The 20,751-nt window shown below is 44.2% G+C and carries 16 protein-coding genes; all 16 read right to left on the reverse strand.

The window, feature by feature from the left end; translation table 11 throughout:
• Positions 1 to 37 precede the first annotated feature (37 nt).
• The gene (tssH, locus tag KIT90_RS22830) at positions 38 to 2,602 is read right to left on the reverse strand and encodes a type VI secretion system ATPase TssH (protein WP_285378873.1); all 2,565 of its coding nucleotides are present in this window, start codon (positions 2,600 to 2,602) and stop codon (positions 38 to 40) included.
• Between the two features lie 10 nt (positions 2,603 to 2,612).
• Entirely contained in the window at positions 2,613 to 3,575 is a 963-nt protein-coding gene (gene tssG / locus KIT90_RS22835; protein WP_285378875.1) for a type VI secretion system baseplate subunit TssG, read from the reverse strand.
• On the reverse strand, positions 3,572 to 5,395 hold the full coding sequence (tssF, locus tag KIT90_RS22840; RefSeq protein WP_285378877.1) for a type VI secretion system baseplate subunit TssF: 1,824 nt from the start codon (positions 5,393 to 5,395) through the stop codon (positions 3,572 to 3,574). Before tssF ends, tssG begins: the two co-directional genes overlap by 4 nt.
• Positions 5,392 to 5,856, reverse strand: coding sequence for a type VI secretion system baseplate subunit TssE (tssE, locus tag KIT90_RS22845; protein ID WP_005426975.1), 465 nt, complete (start codon positions 5,854 to 5,856; stop codon positions 5,392 to 5,394). Before tssE ends, tssF begins: the two co-directional genes overlap by 4 nt.
• Positions 5,857 to 5,864: 8 nt before the next feature.
• Positions 5,865 to 6,662, reverse strand: coding sequence for a type VI secretion system accessory protein TagJ (locus KIT90_RS22850; RefSeq protein ID WP_285378879.1), 798 nt, complete (start codon positions 6,660 to 6,662; stop codon positions 5,865 to 5,867).
• A gap of 9 nt (positions 6,663 to 6,671) precedes the next feature.
• On the reverse strand, positions 6,672 to 8,183 hold the full coding sequence (gene tssC / locus KIT90_RS22855) for a type VI secretion system contractile sheath large subunit (RefSeq protein WP_285378880.1): 1,512 nt from the start codon (positions 8,181 to 8,183) through the stop codon (positions 6,672 to 6,674).
• 81 nt (positions 8,184 to 8,264) lie between these two features.
• Positions 8,265 to 9,758 carry a type VI secretion system contractile sheath large subunit gene (gene tssC / locus KIT90_RS22860; protein WP_005426776.1) on the reverse strand — a complete coding sequence of 498 codons (1,494 nt, stop codon included), beginning with the start codon at positions 9,756 to 9,758 and terminating at the stop codon, positions 8,265 to 8,267.
• Positions 9,758 to 10,288, reverse strand: a complete 531-nt coding sequence (gene tssB, locus KIT90_RS22865) for a type VI secretion system contractile sheath small subunit (protein WP_005426987.1) — start codon at positions 10,286 to 10,288, stop codon at positions 9,758 to 9,760. The genes tssC (KIT90_RS22860) and tssB overlap by 1 nt, the downstream gene beginning before the upstream one ends.
• 15 nt (positions 10,289 to 10,303) lie before the next feature.
• Positions 10,304 to 11,443 carry a type VI secretion system protein TssA gene (gene tssA, locus KIT90_RS22870; RefSeq protein ID WP_285378881.1) on the reverse strand — a complete coding sequence of 380 codons (1,140 nt, stop codon included), beginning with the start codon at positions 11,441 to 11,443 and terminating at the stop codon, positions 10,304 to 10,306.
• Positions 11,436 to 12,230, reverse strand: coding sequence for a PP2C family serine/threonine-protein phosphatase (locus tag KIT90_RS22875; protein WP_285378882.1), 795 nt, complete (start codon positions 12,228 to 12,230; stop codon positions 11,436 to 11,438). Before KIT90_RS22875 ends, tssA begins: the two co-directional genes overlap by 8 nt.
• Positions 12,231 to 12,240: 10 nt before the next feature.
• The gene (gene tagF / locus KIT90_RS22880) at positions 12,241 to 12,936 is read right to left on the reverse strand and encodes a type VI secretion system-associated protein TagF (RefSeq protein ID WP_285378883.1); all 696 of its coding nucleotides are present in this window, start codon (positions 12,934 to 12,936) and stop codon (positions 12,241 to 12,243) included.
• Positions 12,918 to 16,436, reverse strand: a complete 3,519-nt coding sequence (gene tssM / locus KIT90_RS22885) for a type VI secretion system membrane subunit TssM (RefSeq protein ID WP_285378885.1) — start codon at positions 16,434 to 16,436, stop codon at positions 12,918 to 12,920. Before tssM ends, tagF begins: the two co-directional genes overlap by 19 nt.
• Before the next feature lie 14 nt (positions 16,437 to 16,450).
• A complete protein-coding gene (gene tssL / locus KIT90_RS22890) occupies positions 16,451 to 17,743 on the reverse strand; it encodes a type VI secretion system protein TssL, long form (protein ID WP_285378887.1) in 1,293 nt (430 codons plus the stop codon).
• 14 nt (positions 17,744 to 17,757) lie between these two features.
• Positions 17,758 to 19,083, reverse strand: coding sequence for a type VI secretion system baseplate subunit TssK (gene tssK / locus KIT90_RS22895; RefSeq protein WP_285378889.1), 1,326 nt, complete (start codon positions 19,081 to 19,083; stop codon positions 17,758 to 17,760).
• Positions 19,084 to 19,103: 20 nt separating this feature from the next.
• On the reverse strand, positions 19,104 to 19,559 hold the full coding sequence (gene tssJ, locus KIT90_RS22900; RefSeq protein ID WP_285378891.1) for a type VI secretion system lipoprotein TssJ: 456 nt from the start codon (positions 19,557 to 19,559) through the stop codon (positions 19,104 to 19,106).
• A gap of 9 nt (positions 19,560 to 19,568) precedes the next feature.
• Entirely contained in the window at positions 19,569 to 20,738 is a 1,170-nt protein-coding gene (gene tagH, locus KIT90_RS22905; RefSeq protein ID WP_285378893.1) for a type VI secretion system-associated FHA domain protein TagH, read from the reverse strand.
• Positions 20,739 to 20,751 lie beyond the last annotated feature (13 nt).

The following is a 20,751-nucleotide window of genomic DNA, read 5'->3' on the forward strand; positions in this document are numbered from 1 at the left end:
AAGCGACTCTCAAATAATTTTTACTTTAGAAAAACTGTTAAATAAGTGAGACGTTCAATGAATTAACAGAACCTTCGACATTAATTATTTCAAATGTCTTACCATTAAGAATGGCGTTCAATATTTCATGAGAAACTTTCGGTAATAGCGTATTTTCAATGGTTGTTTGCACGACTCTTGCCCCACTCCCAGACGCGTTACTGCTATCAACAATATCTGTTACAAGGGCGTCACTGAAATGAAGTTCAGCCGAATAGTGTTTTTCGATCCTGTCTGACACTTTTTTCAGCTTGAGGCGTGTAATTTGGGTCAGTACTTCCTTATCCAAAGGCACATACGGAAGGACATTCACTCTCCCTAAGAAAGCGGGCTTAAAGTCGTTGAGTAAGTCATCATGTAGTGAGTCTTTTAATGTACTTGGATCAGGGGCTAGTTTTGGGTCATCGAACAGTGACATGGTGGTATCCGTCCCTGTATTCGCTGTCATGATGATAATCGTGTTTTTGAAATCGATATCTCTGCCTTCGCCGTCCTTAATTATCCCTTTATCAAAGACTTGGTAGAAAATATCTTGGACTCCTGAGTGTGCTTTTTCCATTTCATCCAACAGTATTACACTATATGGCTTACGTCTGACGGCTTCGGTTAATACACCACCTTCACCATAACCCACGTATCCTGGAGGAGAACCTAACAACAATGAGACCTTGTGTTCTTCTTTGAACTCCGACATGTTGATTGTCGTAACGTTGTCCTCACTACCATACACTTTTTCTGCAATCGCTAACGCAGATTCCGTTTTACCCACACCACTTGGACCAGTTAATAAAAACACTCCGTTTGGCTTGGATTCATCAGTCAATTGCGCACTCGCCGTTTTGATCACCTCAGACATGATTTCTAACGCATGGTCTTGACCAACAACTCTCTCAATCAAGCTCTCTTTTAGATTTAGAACGGCTTTTATTTCATCATCTTGCAGTTTGCCTAATGGAATCCCTGTCCAGTCCGATATCACTTCAGCAATCAAAGCCTCGCTAACATGGGAAAACACTAAAGGCTGCGCACTCGCGTTTAAGTCGCTTTCGATTTCCATTAATTTTTTCTTATCTTCACTTAATGGTTCTAGAGCAATTTTTTCGCGTAACGCTATCGCTTGTTCAACCCAAGTTTGTTCTTTGCTCCATTGCAACTCCAAGTCAGAGACCTGAGTTGATAACTCATCAATGTCTCGTCTTATGCGCTGGGCGGATTCAGTATTCTCCGAACCAAATTGAAACTCTTTCTCAAGCTGCTTTAACTCTGCTTGTTTAAGTTGAACAGATTTCTTTTTGCTATAGAGCAACCCCGGAATGGCATTTTGGCTCAAGGCCACACGGGAACATGCGGTATCTAAAACGGACACGGCTTTGTCTGGCAACTGTCTTCCATTTATGTAACGCGAGGAAAGCTGTACAGCGGCTTCTAAAGCATCGCTGGTTATGTAAACACCATGGTGTTCAGCCATAGCACTCAATAGCCCACGTAGCATGTTTACGGCAACCGCTGGCGTTGGCTCTTCCACCTTGACGACTTGAAATCGTCTTGTCAGAGCAGCATCTTTCTCGAAGTATTTTTTGTATTCCGCCCAGGTCGTTGCTGCTATTGTTCGCAGCTCACCTCTTGCCAGAGCGGGTTTGAGAATGTTCGCAGCGTCACCTTGACCGGCTTGCCCGCCACCACCAATCAAACCATGCGCTTCATCAATGAAAAGGATGATTGGCGTGGAAGACTCGTTAACCTCTTTGATCACGTTTTTTAATCGATTTTCGAATTCGCCTTTCATGCCCGCTCCGGCTTGAAGCAGAGCCATATCAAGAGACTTAATTGAAACGCCTTCTAGCGCTGGAGGGACATCTCCGTCGACGATCTTTTGAGCCAGTCCTTCGACAACCGCTGTTTTACCGACCCCAGCTTCACCCGTCAGAATTGGGTTGTTTTGACGCCTTCTAAGCAAAATATCAATCATTAGACGGATTTCATTCTCTCGTCCAACTACTGGATCAATCTTCCCTGCCTTTGCTTGTTCAGTGAGATCCACGGTGAACTGATCCAACGCCGCGTGCGACCCTTTAGTTCCAGTAACGCCAGCTTGATGTGGTGAACTCCCCTTTGAAAATCCAAGGAGTGCACTTGCCTCTACTTTGTCTAGCTCTGTGCTGACTTGGTTCATCACGTTCGCCAAGCTTTCATCGGACAAATAAGCACTTAGCAGGTGGATACAATCAAGATCCGTTGCTTGAAACTCAATCGTCGAGACCATCATGGCGTTTTGCATCACCGAAACTGTATGTGCTGAAAGCCCCGGAACTGACTCACAACCTGTTTTATACTTTTCTAGTTGAGATAGTAGCTGTGATTCAACTACCTGCGCGTCGACATTAAATTTATCGAAGACTTCAGCATAGATTTGATTGGGATTTTGGACGATGGTGAGTAACCAATGCGTCATTTCAATACTATGGTGAGTACGCGAACTGGCCATAGCGGCAGCTTGCTCAAGTGTTTCTCGTGCAACAGGTGATAACCTTTCGACCAACGCTGAAAGTGAGAGTAAAGCCATTTTGATTCCCTTAAATGGTAATTGTTATTTTTCGATCTTTGGTTCGTTTATGTTTTGCCAAAACGGTTCCTATCCCTAATTGACCAGAACCTTTAACAAGACGAACTTGAGGTAAATGTTTATGACGTGTTGTGAGCTTCCAATTAATGCGCTTATGCTTACCAACATAGTCCTGCACAATTGACTTTACGGTTGCTAAGCTCGATTGATTTGGCAGTAATTGCTCAACCTGTAATGTGTTCGTCGGAAACAGCTCAATCGTAATTCCTGCATTGATATTCCATGCCTTAGCACCGATAGAAGCTCCTCGCCCCAATTGAGCAAACTGCCCTTCAGGCGATGATCCCCCAGCTAGCTTCGTTTGTTCATCTTGCGATACACTCATCCACTGCCCCTGAAGCTCGTGTAACTTAGCTTCACAATCTGTGAGGTGCTCAATTAAGTCTTTTAACGCACCTTTACCGCGACCTTTCTGCGCAAACAATCCTGCATAGTAATTGTTCAGGTGCTTTTCGTGCCCAGTTACCGCTTCAAGACTGCTCAATAGAGGTGCTCGATTGCCCTTATTGTGCTCACGTGCTTGCACCGCAAATTGACTTAGCTGCCAACTTCGGTAGTACAGTGACAACAAGCGATGATTGAAAATGTTATAGAAATCGACCATTGCACCATCACCAGCCTTTTCACGACCGATGGCCAATTCACTGTAGTAGCTTGGTAAAACACCTTGCTCACCCGTTAAGCCAAGCAAGTTCGTTTCTAGGAAAACTTTATGCTCAGAAAGTGTCGCATTAACCAGTTGTGCATTCTCATAACCCAATGAGGCGTTTACTTTTAACTCAAGCTTCTCTTTCTTGGGTAACTCATCCGAACCTAGTTGAGCTTGCGAACGAAGTAACGCTTGCTCGATTAGGTGAATCGCTTCGAACAACGGTCGCTTTTTCAGCTGAATTAAGAATTCTTCTGGTTTCATAACAAAGCTTTGTTTCCGATCAGTGCTGGCCACCGATGAAATAACTGGCCTGTCGATTTAAGTTTTACCTCTAACTGCGTAAAAATGTTTACTTCCGCAAACTGAGAGAAGTACACCGACAAAACGCAACCTAAAAGGAAGACTTGCTCTTTAGATATCATTTGATCAGAGACGGTCAATATGAGCTTTACACCATGAGCAAATCCAACTTTACCTTTTTCGTTGACCCTTCCCGTTGTTTGCTGATACTCGAAATTTACGAGAGCATCGATCAGCGATTTCGTTTCCGCATTACCTGTAAACGCATACAAGTTGAGTAATTGCTTGAGCGTAGAGAGCCCGTCCTCATCGGTAAAATGAGTCAGGGTAAGCAGTTTGGTTAGTTGCCAACGCGTGCTCTCATCCATTTCCGGCCTCACCGTTTCTGACAAAGAAACAAGGCATCGAAGCTCAGCAAAATTGTCATTGACACTCGGTAGCGAGACCTCTGGCAGGCCGCCACCAAAAGGCAGTTTCTGCGGTAAGTTTCGATTGCAACATTCCGCCTGTACGTACATCAGCCAGTTTTCACGACTTTCAGGAGCAAATAATCGGTGCTTTTTATCCACGAATGAAATGTAGCTTTCTCGGCCCGGTTCATCGAACCCACCTGCCCAATTCTTATCCTCTCGCCTCATGACCCAAAAAATCTCGCTTTTGTTCATGTAATGGGTGTGTTCACCGGCAAAATAACTGGGCAAGTTCTCGTATGTTTTATTCCAATTTCTAAGCGTGACATTCGAAATAGACACCACTTCGTTGCTCTCTGCTTCTTGGTATTGTGGAGACAGTTGGTATTCGTACTCGGCTGGCTCTAGTCGCTTTGGCTCCATGGTGGTTTTGAACAGATTGATGATGGGAACACAGCCTAATAACACACTGTCTTTGTCAACTTGCTTTGGGAGCCAGTCATCATTGCCGTCAAAGTAGAAGTTGAGTTCCAACTCCTCGTTAATACCTAGCTTTTCGAGCTTTAAGTCAACGACATCAAAGAACATAAACTTCTCGGGGAAGTGTAAATATTCCACCAACATCCTCGAAGAAGAAAAGCTTCGCTTGCTGTAGGGCACGACTTGTTGACTATCGATAAAACCGACAGCTTTGCGGTGACGTGGAGTGTACGAAGCCTGTTCACTACCATTCACCGAGACAGAGATCCCGATTAGGCTTTGGAACAATAGCTGATATAACCGCTGAGTAAGCTGTGCTTGGCCATTGAGGTAGAATCTCAGCGTCTCGACGCCCATCTCACTTAATGCAGACTCACCATCATTAGCCTTGATCTTTACCTTAAGTACAGATTTAGACGAACGCTCCCAAGGAGAGCCAATCGGCTGTATCGGGGCATTTTCAAAGGTTCCTGCCGATATATCGAAGGGATGCAATCTTGTTTCATAACACGTTCTGAATTCACATTCTTTGTAACCCGGCGCGCCAACCATCACCTTTTCCCCCTTAGAAACATCAAAGGGAGCAGAGGTCGACTCATTACATTTCATTTTAATGATCGACATTGAAGGGATTGGCGCATGAAAATCCGGATGCAACTGCCCCATCAAAGATTCCGTAAACTGCGGATAACTGTTATCGAGACTTTGACGTATGCGAGCTGTCATGAAAGCACAGCCTTCAAGAAGCCTCTCCACATGAGGGTCATCGACTTGCTGTTCGCTGATCCCCAATCGAGAAGCAATTTTGGGGTACTGCTCGCCAAATTCTTGCCCTTTATGGCGCAGGTAAGCTAACTCTCGGTTGTAATACTTAAGGAACTCGTCACTCATTTCATTCTGCTCAACTTCATGCCTAAACTTACGGGTTCTACTTCTGAGTTAAATGTCACTTCGTGTGTGTTATTGCCAATCAGACAAGTCGCGCTGATCTTTAGTCTCAAGGTTCTGTCTACTGCGCTCTTTTCATCTAGAATACTAACGTTCGGGCTTTCTAGGCGAGGCTCAAACTCTAAAATCGCATCACGAACGATCTCACACAGTTGATCTTGCCCCTGCTTGCTGCTGTATGGCATAGACGAAAAGTCAGGTAATCCATAATTTAAAATTGAGGACTTCACTTCTCTGAGATCATCCGAAATTTCCGTCCAACCGATACGGCTGTTCAGCATGGACTCCAAATCTCTTAGAAGATTGTCGACCAATGCTTGCTGACCCAACGGAAAATCCTTGTCTTCTCTAAGATGTGGATCGTTATCGATAAGCTTGTCGAGTAAAGAAGCGACCAATGGCATAAAAACCTCTATGTCAATGCCTTGCTTTCTGACAAGGTGTTCAGCTCAAAGATAGGTAGTGCTTTATCACCGACAAGCCAACATTTTTGACCTAGGCCGACAAACAGTTCACTTTCACCTAATTGCCTCCAATCTGTTTCTCGGCCGAGCTTTTGCGCGTCGGTAATGGAATCAATGTAAGTCAATGGCATATGACCCTCACCTTCACCCAAGCCTTCAATATCAAACTCAACAGGTCGCCAGACATGTTCAAGCATCGAGCCCGCTTGTTTTATGTCTAGCTGCTTAATGTTTTTGATCGGCACCAGAAAGTAGTTACCTGCCGTCGAGAAGAGTTCGGCGTATCCGGATAAACGATCGTCAATATCTCTTACATCCTCAAACTTTCGAGCTCCTTGTAGGAAAGGCTTTTGCTCTCGCATGTTTTCCAGTGACTGAGCAAGTTCATAGCCATGGTCAAACTCTTCATTTTTGATGGCTAAATTAAGGTCTACAACAAGCTCGTTGGCCTGCTGATCAAATTCAATAAACTGTGCAGTGGCAGCCCCACCTGTAAAGTCTTTTCGCGCTTGTGCCGCTTTCACCATATGGCGTAACTGACTCGCACCAGATAAATATTCAGGGAACAATTTAATAGACTGTATGAGCTGATCGTCAGCACGTTCAAAATCACCGTCAATACACAACAGTTCAATAAAAGAACTGCGTAACCCTGCATCTTTTGGTGAAGCTTTAATGTCTTCGATAATCAGTGTTATAGCCTGTTGTAAGTTGCCCTCAGAAAGCGCATTTTTCCATGTTTTCATTGTCTTCCCTTACACCACTTGTTCTGGTGATAATTCCGTAATAAGTTTGACCGCCGACACCATCTGGTCGAGTTGAAAATGAGGCCGTAAATGAACCACCGAATAATAGTGTCCGGGGGAGTCACGTTTTTCTTTAACGCTGATGTTTGCCTCATTTAAAGGGTACTTTGCCCTCAGTTCATCCGAAGCTTCGTCAGAGGCTGTTGTGTATTGATGAAGCCACTTTTGGAAGTCTCGTTGGATTGAATCTGCATCTTGATAACCACCGATTTTGTCTCGCCCCATGACCTTTATGTAATGGGCGATTCGTGAAACACAAAGCGTGTATTGCAGCATCGAAGTCAACTTGGCGTTCATAGTGATATGCTGCTCTTCGAACTGTCTTGGCTTATAAATGGACACGCTGGATGTCATCCCCACCATGTAAGTTTCTGCAACTGGTGACATGGTGATAAATCCACAATCCGATATTTCTTTTTCCTTGCGCTCTGAAACCTTTAAGTTCAAAGGACTTCTATCGCGGGTATTTTTGCTAGTGAAATGCACTGAACTTCGCGTGGGCGCTAAAATTGTTCCTTGTGTGTAATCGCCTTGCTTAACGCCCCTCATGTGAGTAAACCAGCCATGTTCTTGATACGTTCGAATTGCAATCGCAGCGAAACAAAAAGCGGCACTTCCCCACTGCAATTCGCGCTCAGAATCATTGATAGCCTCTTCGAAATCAAACCCTTCTATACGAGAACCGTCTCTGGTATAAGGCAAGCGAAACAGCACGTTTGGTGCAGCAATACCGATGAATTTCGCATCTTCCGATTCTCGTAATTTTTGCCATTTTATGTACTCAACTTGTTCAAACTGAGCACCGATATCAGTGGTCGATGACAGCTCTGAAAACCGATTAACACCAAACACACTTGGTTGAGCAGACAGAATGAATGGACTGAATGCCGCTGCCGCAGTTTGCGCAACCTTACTTAACACAGTTAAATCTCGTTCAAAGTGATTTTTCGCTGGGTCATGTCTTAGTTCGTAATCACCGACCACCACCCCAAAAGGCTCACCACCCGGCATGCCATATTCATTCTGATACAACAATTTAAACAGCGCAGATTGATCAAACTCGATGGCTTTCAGTGCATCTTTGCTGACCTCATCCCATGTTGCCGAAAGAACTTTTATCTTCACAGGCTCACTGGATTGGCTGGCAGTTTGCTCGCACAGATAGCGAACACCTAACCATGATTTTTCCAATGCTTGAAATGCTTGATGATGAATAATCTCATTCAATTGCTCTTCCAATATTTGGTCAATCTGATCGATTGCCATCAACACGCTATAACGAAAATCATCAACAGTTGAACTTTTTGTTCCTTCTAACCAAATTTTTGCCGAATGTATTGAATCTAATGACTCGACAAACTGGGTAATCCAGTGACTATCAAGTTCCGCACACCCAAGTGGACTGAACTCGTGTTTCAGTTCACTTGGGTCTAAGAAATTCAATGTCATATCGTTAGCCATTCCAAATAGTCACTTTTAATACTCAATCTCTATCCCCAAGCGTGAAAGGAGTGGTTGACCCAAAGGCCAACCACCTATTATTTAGCCACCCGATTGAGGGATTTTTGCGACCAAGCGCAATGATGTGGTCAACTCTTCCATTTGCAGCCAAGGCTTCAACCATGCCACAGCATTGTAGGAACCTGGCGCACCCGGAATTTCTTTCACCTGAACACGAGCATCGGCAAGCGGGTATTTCGCACGGATTTCTTGACCACCACCTTCTGAGGCATTCACGTAGCTTAAGATCCAACGGTTTAGCCACGACTCCACGTCTTCAGCTTCCATAAAGCTACCAATCTTATCGCGTGCCATAACCTTCAAGTAATGAGCAAAACGTGACGTTGCCATCATGTAAGGTAAGCGTGCTGAAATGGCCGCATTCGCAGTCGCATCAGGAGAATCGTGATTGGCTGGTTTTTGGCAGGTTTGTGCACCAAAGAAAACCGCGTAATTGGTATTCTTATAGTGGCACAAAGGAAGGAAACCAAGTTTACCTAGTTCCGCTTCACGTCGGTCCGTAATGCCAATTTCTGTCGGGCATTTCATATCTGGGTCGCCGTCATCGCTCATGAAGAAGTGCGTCGGTAGGTTATCTACTCGGCCACCACCTTCTGCGCCACGAATAGCGGTGCAGAAGCCATATTTCGAGAATGCATCGGTAAGCTTAGCACCCAGCACATAAGAAGAGTTCATCCAACAGTAATCATTATGTTCAGCATTCGTTGCAATACCCGACACTGAGTCAACGTCAAACTCTTCAAAGCCAAACTCTTCCACCGGCGAAGTTGCTTGTCCATAAGGCAAACGCGCCAATACTTTTGGCATGGTTAAGCTTACAAAACGAGAGTCTGCGCTTTCACGGAAAGAACGCCATTGAGCATATTCCAGTGATTCGAAAACTTTGTCCAAATCGCGAGGTTTAGAAAGCTCTGTCCACTCATCAAAACCAAACAGTGCAGGTGAAGCCGCAGATAAGAATGGAGAGAAACCAGACGCGGCCACATTAGACATTAAGCGAAGTGATTCAATGTCTTCTGGATGGTTAGTAAATTCATAATCACCAATCAGTGCACCATATGGCTCACCACCGGCACTGCCGAATTCCGACTCATAAACTTTTTTGAAGATCTGGCTTTGGTCAAACTCAACCGCTTTACTCAAATCTTTATGAAGCTCTTTCTTCGTCATGCTGATCATGCGAATTTTCAGTGTCGAGCTGGTATCTGAGTTCATGACTAAGTAGTTCAAACCACGCCAAGAACCTTCAAGTTTTTGCAGTTCTGGATGGTGCATGACTTCAGACAGCTGTTCAGAAATCTGACGATCGAGTAAGTTGATCGCTTCACGGAAAGTCACGGTTAGGTTCTTATTCCACGAGACCGTGCCTTTCATTGCTTCTTCAGTTAACGTCTTAATCAGCTCTTCAGCACGTGAAGCTTCTGTTTGCTTTGTTGCGCCAATCGCTTGCTCTAGGAAAGAGGAAGTCTGCTCACCAACCGTAGGATCAAGCTGCTTTTCAATTTGCGTTGTCATCACTTCACCCCCTCTGGATTATCCGTTGGGTGAGCGTCACCTAGTTTTAGCTCGCCTGCCAGCTTGGTTAAGTTATCCGTGTTGTTTAAGACATCTTCAAGGATATTTTCCAACTCTTCTGAACGATCCACCTTGGTCATTAGGTCACGTAGCTTATTGCGTGTTTCCATCAACTGGCGCAGTGGGTCGACTTGATTAACGATCGCTGCTGGCTCAAAGTCTTGCATCGACTTGAAACTCAGATCAACTTCAAATTGAGAGTCATCTTTCGCGAGTTTGTTGGCAACCTTAAACTTCACTGATGGGTTCATTTTCTTTAGAACGTCATCGAAGTTATCTCTGTCGATCTGAATAAAGCGACGGTCTTTGAGTGGCTTCAGCGCTTCCGTATTTTGTCCTGCGAAATCTCCCATTACACCAACAACAAAAGGAAGCTCTTTTTTCAGCGTTGTACCTTCAGTTTCAACATCATAGGTAATGTGAACACGAGGCTTCCTTACTCGTGACAGTTTCGAGTGGATACTCGTCATACCGTTCTCCCTTTCTTAATTTTCATTTTGTTCTGCTATGCCAACTAAACGGAAATAGCTTCTCTTTGCATCTCCGTCGGAGATCAATTCCGCCAGTAATTCCGGCAGAGGCATTCCACACCAACGAATGATTTGTTCGATGGAGTAAGAAACTGGTGAATGAGGCTCACTTTCTCTAAAGAAGTCTGCCACCTTTTGTAACTGCTCAATCGCTTGCTCACGCGATTGCATGTTTGTCATCAATAAAGCGCCGTTTTTCCCCTGTACCGTTGGTGCTTCCTGCTCCTCAGTCGGATCGAGCGTAATAACTTCAGTCACTTCTGATGGAGTTTGAAAACGAACGCCCAATAGATGCTTTAATGCCGAATGTATTGAATCTAGTTTTTTGGAAATGTATGAGCTCGGGGTAACATCCCCAACCGCATCATCAAGCTTTTGGCTAAATTGGCCAAACGCAGCCATCGCAAACTCAAGGTCAGAGATAAGTTCACGGTAAAACTCGTCAGATGTAGATTTCACCGTGTCGTTAATCTTGGACATTTCAACAGCACCCTGCTCAACCTTGTAGCGGCGCTTGTCTTCATCAAGTCTCTCTAACTCAATCGCTTGCTGATATTCCCAAAAGGCGTACGGTTGCTCTACACCCATGTCAGTCAGGGGAATAGATGCTAAAGGAAAAATTAACGTTCCTTCACTATCGATGCCATTTAGGCCAATAATGGAAGAGATACGCGTCTCCATTCCGTCTTCATCAGGCATTGGGTGCAGTTGTTCCCAAAAATTGTCGATGAAGTTTGAGGCGATTTCATAGCCAACCCCCATGCCACGAAATCCATAAAGACGCGTGAGGGCCTCAATTAACCATGCAACAAATTCTAAGTCTTTTGATTGATGAGAAAGAATGTCCGGAACTTCGTCAATAAAGACACGCCACAAATTAGTGTGCGTTAATATGCTCTCTTCTTCGATAATCGCATTACGCTCAGCATTGCGTGCCGCCATTCGACTGTCTTTTAAACGGTAGTATGCCGATTGAGGTGACACGTCTTCGCGTGGGTCTACACCTGTTGGGCGCTCTTCTGATACTGGCAATAGAACCGGAGCCAACCAATCGAATACTCTGTTAGAGTCAGATACACTTTTTGAATCAACCATTCGCCTTGCTCCTCAAGAATACTGGGATAGTCGCATCGTCTTGTGTTCGTCCTTCTAGTTCGCTTCTCTCACAACAGGCTTTGATTAAAGCACACGTGACGTTGTCGCTTGCACCTCTCACTAATGCAGAATGCATCAAAGCTAAGCCCGCCTGGTTAACCGAGTCTGCATGAAGTGTCTTGTGCATCTCTTCGTTGGTTAGTTCTTTTGATAATCCATCACTGCACAAAAGAAATTGGTCTCCGTCTGTGAGCTGGCCTGATACTTGGTCTATCGTGACTATTTCGTCCACACCTATCGCTCGTGTAATAACATTAGCCAGTGGATGTGACTCTGCATCCTCAAAAGCCAATAGACCTTGCTCAACCAAATCCATGACTTGACTGTGATCTCTGGTTTTTTGGGAGAAACGACCTTCGCTGAGTTGATAGATGCGGCTGTCTCCTACCCATAAACAGTGGAAGTAGCCATCTTGCATAAACAATAAGACAAGAGTCGTTCCCATGGTTTTGCCCTCTAAGTGGGCTTGGGCGTAATCAAAAATCTCTTTGTTTGCTTGCTGGACAACCGTTCTTAGTTCATCGATATTCGTCGTTTTGCTGTCTTTAATATGGCGAGCGATACGATCCACTAACATCTGACTCGCAATATCCCCCGCACTGTGTCCACCCATTCCATCCGCCACAACCCAAAGCCCAGCTTCAGACATCTCAAGTAAGGCATCTTCGTTATAAGGTCGTACTTTTCCTGGGTGCGTCTTAGCAAAAGTAAAGTAATTCCAATTCATTCTTCGCTTCCTACCAGTTCCACTTTTGCCAATTGCCGTCTAGCATTGCGGAATATTGTCCTATCGAGGGCAAGCCAGACGTCACCAACATGCACGGTTCGATGTTGTCCGAACCGTCTGTCCACCAAAAGCAAGGCGTTTTGTAGTCCTCACCAATCATTCGATTCAAGAGGCTGTTCACTGATAGCTGCGTCGAACGCTGATAAATGACGGACAGTTCACTTTCATAAACCATCGTTGGAACTTGGCTTACACCTGCTTCTTCGGTTGGTAGGTTGTCAGAGTCTGTCAGCCCTTGTGCCCATGCATCGAAAACAAACTCATCACTCAATACGGCAACTGCAAGGTTTTGGCTATGCTGTGTCCAGTCACTCTGTTGCCAGTAGTTCACCGCAGGTCCCTGTACTGCGCGCGCCACCGTAAAAAAGAAATAACGACCTGACGAATCCACGCTCGGAATGACACTGCCGATATAAGTGGCGTCTTCCATGTAAGAAACATCAAGCGCAAAATGCCAGATAGGAGCTGTCAAAAAATACTCGCTCCAATTTTCACCCAGTTGCTCACGGCTAACGGCAATCACCGCTTGCTGCCAATCGTGCCAACGACCAGTAAATTCTTGGGACAAACCGTCTTTAACGAAATCTCCTTTAGCCGGCATTTTCCCTATGTATCCCCAAGAAGAAGTTAAAGCGTTTGTGGACATCGGAACCTCTCCATTTCATTTGACCAGAATGGGTTTACCGTACTCGAAGGGATCAGCTCCAACTGAACTTTGTTACCATTGAGATCAATCATCACGATGTTGTCTTTTCGTGACTCCGGACGCGCTTTAAGCGATTGGTCTAGCAATCTAAAGATGCCCCATTCACCTTCATATGTATGAGCAATTTCTCGCTTTGATTCCGGCGGCGTAAATACGATTCGAGTTTGATCTTGACCTGCTGGCCAACTTAACGATTTAGCACGTGCTGGACCATGTTTATAAACGAGGTCTTGTTCACCTAACTCCAATACAAAGCGAGTGATATGTTGGTCTAGATAGACTGGCTTCATTCCAAACTCGACTCTCAGCGAGTTATCAGATTCAAAGAAGGTTTGTCTAATGCGCTTTGCTTGTTGAAACACCGCTAGTGTTTCAGGTCTCACACCGATTTCTTTCTCAAGTTTCCAGCGTCTAGAGGAGGTGTCCACAAATGGTTCGAGATACTCTTTAAAGAAAGAGTCCATCGTTCCACCGTAGCCGAAGAAACGTTTAAAATCTTTAAGTCGCACTTCCTTGGCCGCATTTGAAACAAAAGGATAACGTCCCGCGATAGAACGACGATACGGTTTTACTACTTGCGTTTGCCAAAGTTGGTTTAGGTGATCTTTAGAACCACTCTCTGCAAATTTTACTGACTCTTGAGACAACTCACCTAACCATTGATTAAATGGCTTTGGTAGCAACTCTCGCGCCCGTTCAAAAGAAGCTGCTACATCTTGGGTAACCGTTCCATCCAGAATACTCTTGTAAGCAATCTTTTGATTGTTCCCTGAGCTTGATAGATCAGACAAGTAAGAACGCAGATTAACCATTGCTTGCTGAATGTCGTCAAAATCTTGCTCATCCAAACGTAGAATTTCAGTAAAGTGTTGCTCCACTTCTTTCCCGGGCAAGGCTACGTTAAATGCATTTTCCTCAGGTAAATACAAATCGAGCTTGTCAGCCGTATTTGAAAACTTCACCTTTGCCACATTTCCCGCAACCTCAGAGGCGGCTTTTTGGTTTTCTGACAAAACCACTTTCGTTAAGCCCACTTCTTTTTGAATCGCACGCAGTAGTGATTCAATTGGCCTTTCGACACCAGAGAGCACCCTCGCCTGAGCGGAAGCCAACTCTAAACTTGGCGCTTGTTTAAGCTGGATGTCTTCAATCAGGTTTTTCCACTCATTGATATAATCTTGGTAATAGCGCTCTTGTACACCTCGAATAGCGCTTGCATGGTCAATTTCATGCGCTTTTAAATCGTCCCCATAGACCCAGTTTTCCTCCATCAAGCTCTTTACCGTGCGGTTAATTTGAATTTGAAAAATGCTATGGAATCCGTTGTAAGTGTAAAAACCAGAAATACCTTGCGATAGTGGCTTACCACTGTTTCGTTCGAACTGATCTAAACCCTTCGGTCCCAGAACGTCAGTCAACCTAAATGAAGGCACATGACTTTTCGCAAACTGCAACTTCATACGTTGGTAAGCACGTTCCGGCAAAGACATTTGTGTTAAGACTTCTCGAACCTCTGCTACCGATGATTCGTCGTAAGAAAACCCTCGCTCATTGCTGTCCAGCAAGTTTCGAGTGTGCGTCATTAAGCGCTCTCTTAGCACCTCATTAAGTACACCTGGATAATGACGTTCATAGTAGAAACCAAACCAACTCAGAACTTCCTCTTGCTTATATTTATTTGGGTTAAACAGCATCAAATAAGTTTTGAGTGTTTCGTATAGATATTGACGATGCTCTTGGTTTCCTTCCATTTCTGAGACAAGACTCTGGAGCACCATTGGGGCAAAGTGCTTATTTAACGCAGAGGTATAAGCGTTGTTCGCCGCTTGAGAGACCTTATCCCCTTGATACAGGCCAAACTTTTTGATCGCCGTTTCGTCTTCATAATCGCTTTGTTTACCGAGCGGTAACATCATGATGCGATCAAGCGTTTCTATTGCACTGATAATATCTGAATCAAAGTCCAAGCTATCCGCGCCTATCATTGCGTTGATATGGTCAGTCTCCTTATTGGTTTGACTAATAAGGTTCACGTTCCACTGGTAACTGGTGAACCAAACGCCCGAGGCACCGGCCAGTGCTACTGCACATCCGATATAAACGCCTCGGTGAAGCCAACTAGACTGTTTTTGATAATGACGATTCACCGTACCAAGCAATTGCTCTTTGAAAATCACTCGATCAAATAGGTTTTTGATAAAGTAACTATCAGAACTTCGACTGTTCATTGATAGCCCAAACTTGCCAAGTCCCAACCCACTTGTGGATTCATTCATTAAACGGCTAACAGGTATCCCTTCTTGAACCGAACTCACCATAAACACACCGCGGATGAGAGTCGGTTCTTCAAAGCTGTTTTGAGCAAAAATATCGGTTAGAAACTCGTCTAAGTTTGCCTGTAGTACACGCAGCTGTTTCGGAAACTCGAAGATAAGCGCACGCTTATCAAGATCATCTTCAGTTTCAAGGATCCTCAACATTCGAGCATCAAGACGTTCTAGTAGGTGATGAAACTCTTTATTAAAAAGAGAAATAACGCCTTTCTCATCCTCGCAATCTTGAGGGAACATAAAACCAAAGAGATCGTCTCGTTCTTCTTTACTCAAGTCAGAAAAAAACTCATTAAACCCCGCGACGAGATCCATCTTAGTAAGCAGTATGTAGATTGGAAATTGCATGCCTAATTGATTTTTCAACTCTTGTAGACGAGCCTTAATTGCTCTTGCGTGCAAGCTACGCTCAGTGCGAGTCTGCGACATCATGCTGGCCAAACTCACCGTCACGATAGCACCATTGATTGGTCTCTGAGTTCGGTATTTTTTGAGTAGTCCAAGGAACCCATGCCAAGCCTTTGAGTCGACCTTTTCCTGACTGTCTTGCGTGGTGTAGCGCCCTGCAGTATCAATTAACACCGCTTTGTTTGCGAACCACCAATCGCAATGTCGAGTGCCACCAACCCCAGCGACCGAATCTATACCCATTGACTCAGCCAAAGGAAATTCCAAGCCAGACTGCTTGAGAACCGTTGTTTTACCCGTACCAGGAGGACCAATCAAAACGTACCAAGGCAATTCATAAAGGCTGCGTTTTCCTTTATGCGTTTTAGTCACGACTTTAATTGCCTTTTCAATCCTTTCTTGCAAGACATTGATTTCAGAGGCGGCTTCTTTATCCGATTGAGAGTCAACTTCTAACAAAGTCTGAATACTCTCGTCTTCTTTTACTTTTTGCTTGTGTTGTTTAGTAAGATTGAAGATCCCCCAAACGAAAACCAACACCAAAATACTGACGAGACGTTGAAAATCCGTCTTTAAAGGTTCATAACCTGCAACGGTAATTAGTGGCCCAACAGCCCATATAAAGATTGAACAAGCTGCAACACCAACTAAGCCAATAAACCAGCGTTGAGTGAAGATTTTGCCTACTTCTCGGATACTCATTTATCTCACTTTCCTTAGTTCACAACCATTAGATCAATTTCGATTCGGCGATTAAGCGCTCGGTTCTCATCGCTAGTGTTCTCGACCAACGGCCTCGCGTCCCCTAACCCCTCAGGCAACACACGCCCTTCTAAAGCGCTATTCGCGATTAACTGCTCAGACATCGCGGTAGCTCTTGCCAGAGAGAGGTGCCAGTTAGAAGGATATTTGCTGGTAAAAATTGGCTTGTCGTCGGTATGTCCTGCGACCAAGATTTTCCCTTCTGTCGCCTCTAAGGTTCGAGCCAATTTGGATATCACGGGTTGAATGTACTCAACAACCTCGGCACTTCCAGACTCAAAGAGATCTTGAGCTTTGATGGAGATTCGAACTCGGTCTGGAAGCGCGTCGACCGTGACTAAACCTTTACTTATTTCTGTCGCTAGATACATGGAAACACGTTCAGCAATATCGGTAACTTGAGAATCAGTTTGAGGCGTTGACTCGACTTGTGCCGGAGCGATCAAGTTGATTAAGTTGGTAAAGGTTTGGTTGGAGGCTTTGTTGAGGTCATAACTAAAGTACATAAAAATACACACCAACAAAGCAAGTGTGACCGAGCAAACAACCCATAAAGGCGCTCGTTCGGAGATTTGCGCACCATTAAGAAGACGGGCTTCAACATTATCATTCAAGCCTTGTTGCAGACCTCGGCCATGATTCTTGAGCGTCACCATCACCTGCTTTCTCAAACGACGGTGCGCTTCGAGTCCGTTCTTCTCTAATCGATATTGACCGACAAAGCCCAAGGACAAGCAGACATACATTAATTCAAGAAGATCTAAATGAGACTCAGGAGAAGACATACATTTCTCAAGGTGTTGATAAAATGCCTCACCACCTTGGCTGCTAGAATAAAACGACGTTAGTAATGAATCGTGGCTCCAAGCAGATTGGCTACCCCAATTTGTATTCAATACCGCTTCATCAATAGCACAACACAAACAGTAACGTGCCGTATCTATCGTTTCTAAGTTAATGTTTTTCTGACGTAGTCGATTCTCGTAATCTCTTAATTTCTGCGCTAACGTTTCTTTTAAAAAGAACACATCAGAGTGCGTCGCCGTTGCTCTTATCTGACCAATGATAGAAAGGATGCCATTGGCTTCCGCCAGTATTGGGTTGGTACCAAAGGCGATTACCGTGTCATTGTTCACAACCTCGGTGCTTTTTGAAATTACCACTGTGCTGTCTGCCGATTGTGGCTGAGATACTTTGGCGCTTACTGGCCTTCCGCCTGGCGTTGGCTTAATAATTGTCTGTTCCATAGTGACGTCACCCGTTATTGGTTAATGCTCCAAAGCTCAATATCTGCATTTGGAAATTGGCCAGATAACTGTAGAGCGATGCCTCCACTCTCTTTTAGCCGGTTCCAGAAAGGTCCTTTTTTGATGACTTCAAAATAGACGTACCCGGTTTGATAAGGAATCTGCCTCGGAACGACATTGAGTGGCGCAACATTGATGCCATTGATCTGGTTGTTAATGAGGTCACGAATTTGTTCTGCTGGCCCAAACTTGAGTTGCGCTGGTACCAATCGTCTAATCTCGTCAGTGCTCGTATCAGCTTTAACAGCCAATACGAACTGACTGGAATCAAGTAGTCGCTTGTCTGGCAATGGTGTGACGTGTATACCGAGTTGGCGAGCTTCTAACGGTAACTTATTAGCAGTCTGGTCGAGTACAACGCTTAAGTATTGGCTTAACACTTGGTTAAGTTCCTGAACAACAGGAGTGAGGTTTATATGATCATAATCAGACAACTCAGGGGTACGCTTCGTTTTGCTAGAAAATGTTGAGAGTTCGCCGACGTAGCCCTTCAATAAAGTAATAAGCTCGAGCGGATGAATTTGATCTAATTTTCCTAGGTGCTTAAGAACCATCTCATATCGGTTTAGCATTTGTAGCATGATGAAATCCACCGCTGATGCAGAAGCCATCTTTCCTTGAAGCAGACGTTGAGAGACGACATCAGCACGAATCTTAGTCATTGCAGAGACGTTTTTAAGACAGCTCATCATGGCTTGATCATTAAGCGCATTTAGGTTCGGTGGCGTGAATTCATCATCCAAGATAACAACACCTTCACTTGTTACCTCTTTAATTTTTAGAATGGGCAATTCAACAAAACCAGAAAGCTTTTCATTGCTCGCTTTCAACGCCATGTTCAATGATGCGACTTGAATACACTCTTCGTCTTGACCTGTCTGAACATCAATAACATCAATATCTTTCAACAAATATCGCGACACCAAGCCTTCGCTAACATCAGCGACCACTTTCTCTTTCAAGCTCTTCGCCGGTACGGTTAGCTTAACGAGCGTGTCTTGCGTACCTTTTTCAACGCTCAAAGGGTTGAGCTCAGCGCTCGTACTCTGTAGTTGGACGACCGTCATATCAGGCAGAATTGCGTCTACACTCTCAACCTCCACCAGCCCTTCTTTAAGGCTGTTTGAGTTAACACGGACTTTGTAAACGCCCCAATTATAGGGGTGTTGAAAGCGATTTAGCCCCTTGAATTCTTGTTCTATCGCACGTTCGCTTTGTTGAAAATGTTGAGGACGTAAAAACATCCCCTCACACCATGCTGTGCGGGAGTAATGTGTCATGGTTTTATCGCCAATCAAGATTAGTTAACGAACAAAGACAAATCGTCTAGTTGAATTTGATAGGTGTTGTACCCGGTTTGATCAACCTTAATCACCTGTCGCCAATTTGAATTTTCTATATCTCGAAAAGCCGCAACTAAGCCGAGATATTTCGTCTTAGCAGACATACTTGCGTGATAAACCTCTCGTTGGCCAGGCGTTAGCGATATCTCATACTTGTTCACTAAGTCTGGCCCCAAAACCGTGTCGTAGTTTTCATATATTGAAAAGAAATCTTGGCTTTCAAACACCGTCGAAGAAGTGAGCTCAAACACATAAATAACGACCGGAGAAGGTCTGCCATTTGAATCAGGGTTGATGTTGTGTTTTGCAGCTAGCTCTAAATCAGCGTAAGGGGCAACTACAAGGTTTGCAGCGGAGCAGCCCGCAAGTAGTGCAGTAAAAAATAGAACTAGAGTTTTCATTATCGCTTTCATCATCATCCCTTAAATTTTAGTTTTTAGCGCGCTTTCATAATGCTTTGCAAAATCTTCTAAATAAAATGGCGATTCTTTATTTATAACTTCATCTGTCAATTGATGGTGAATACCTTCAAATTTTTTCCAACTGCATGCATATTTTCTCGCCGGAATTAACTTATTTAAGACACTATCATTGGACATCGCATCAGAATAAATCGTTGCTGGCTCTACTAATGACATAACACTTGATACAGTACCCTCGACACCTTTCATTAAGGCACGCTCATGATTTTCAATATCAAAGAATGCCTCTTTTATCGCAATATCAGCTCGCATAAAACTTGCCGACTGGCGATTATATAAATTATGAATTGCGTCTTCTAAATTAGCAGAGAACTTTAACGGGTTATTTTCAGATTTTCTAAATGCCGTATGATTCAAACGATTATTTTGTTTAAACTCGGCACGATTGTGTAATGTTTCCATTAAGCCTAATAGCATCAGGGAAAACGATTGACCTAACTGCTCAAACCATTGCTCACTGCCTTCATCCGGGACCATATTTGGGTTGATACCCAAACCTCTAATAAAAGCCTGTACGTTTTTCTCATCGAACTCATGTGAGATTGGAGTATGGGAAGGCAGCTTTTCTTCTTCTCGGTCATCTTGAGAGTGAGATGTAGGTGCATCTAAAAAGTCATCCATGAAGCCGATATCTAGTTGAAACTCGGAAGAAACGCTCTCTTTTAATAGATCTGAGGCATTCAAACCAAAGTTGTCGTGAGCCAAGTTTTCAAGAGCAACTTTCTCACCTACTTCATTGATTTTATTAGCCTCATTTAAAGAATTGTCAATGCGACGCTCTTCAAGGTTGACTTGAATTTGATAATCGCCGAGGGTCACTACATCACCATGATTCAGTGCTAATTCATTTCCTTGACCAACAGGGCTGACTGCGTTGTTTACAAAAGTGCCATTAGTGGAGAGGTCTTTAATCAAGTATTTGTCACCAAACTTGATCAACTCTCCATGCTTACCTGAAATGACTCTTTCAGGATCTGGCAACGTCCAATCGCACTGTTCTGAGCGACCAAAACTGACTTTTTCATGCTCGCCTATCGCGTCAAAAACGAATTCGTTGTCTATCTCTGGTGTGAACTTATGAAAGCTCGTAATGGTTAAAACCAACGTCATGTAAACCTCGCCA

The sequence above is a fragment of the Vibrio sp. B172a genome, from assembly GCF_030248355.1.
GTDB lineage: Bacteria > Pseudomonadota > Gammaproteobacteria > Enterobacterales > Vibrionaceae > Vibrio > Vibrio owensii.

Coding starts and splice junctions, on each gene's coding strand:
- tssG (WP_285378875.1), bottom strand. CDS start 3,575: ATGAAACCAGAAGAATTCTTAATTCAGCTGAAAAAGCGACCGTTGTTC.
- tagH (WP_285378893.1), bottom strand. CDS start 20,738: ATGACGTTGGTTTTAACCATTACGAGCTTTCATAAGTTCACACCAGAG.
- tssM (WP_285378885.1), bottom strand. CDS start 16,436: ATGAGTATCCGAGAAGTAGGCAAAATCTTCACTCAACGCTGGTTTATT.
- tssK (WP_285378889.1), bottom strand. CDS start 19,083: ATGACACATTACTCCCGCACAGCATGGTGTGAGGGGATGTTTTTACGT.
- KIT90_RS22875 (WP_285378882.1), bottom strand. CDS start 12,230: ATGAATTGGAATTACTTTACTTTTGCTAAGACGCACCCAGGAAAAGTA.
- tagF (WP_285378883.1), bottom strand. CDS start 12,936: ATGTCCACAAACGCTTTAACTTCTTCTTGGGGATACATAGGGAAAATG.
- tssJ (WP_285378891.1), bottom strand. CDS start 19,559: ATGAAAGCGATAATGAAAACTCTAGTTCTATTTTTTACTGCACTACTT.
- tssF (WP_285378877.1), bottom strand. CDS start 5,395: ATGAGTGACGAGTTCCTTAAGTATTACAACCGAGAGTTAGCTTACCTG.
- tssC (WP_005426776.1), bottom strand. CDS start 9,758: ATGACAACGCAAATTGAAAAGCAGCTTGATCCTACGGTTGGTGAGCAG.
- tssB (WP_005426987.1), bottom strand. CDS start 10,288: ATGACGAGTATCCACTCGAAACTGTCACGAGTAAGGAAGCCTCGTGTT.
- tssC (WP_285378880.1), bottom strand. CDS start 8,183: ATGGCTAACGATATGACATTGAATTTCTTAGACCCAAGTGAACTGAAA.
- KIT90_RS22850 (WP_285378879.1), bottom strand. CDS start 6,662: ATGAAAACATGGAAAAATGCGCTTTCTGAGGGCAACTTACAACAGGCT.
- tssE (WP_005426975.1), bottom strand. CDS start 5,856: ATGCCATTGGTCGCTTCTTTACTCGACAAGCTTATCGATAACGATCCA.
- tssH (WP_285378873.1), bottom strand. CDS start 2,602: ATGGCTTTACTCTCACTTTCAGCGTTGGTCGAAAGGTTATCACCTGTT.
- tssL (WP_285378887.1), bottom strand. CDS start 17,743: ATGGAACAGACAATTATTAAGCCAACGCCAGGCGGAAGGCCAGTAAGC.
- tssA (WP_285378881.1), bottom strand. CDS start 11,443: ATGGTTGATTCAAAAAGTGTATCTGACTCTAACAGAGTATTCGATTGG.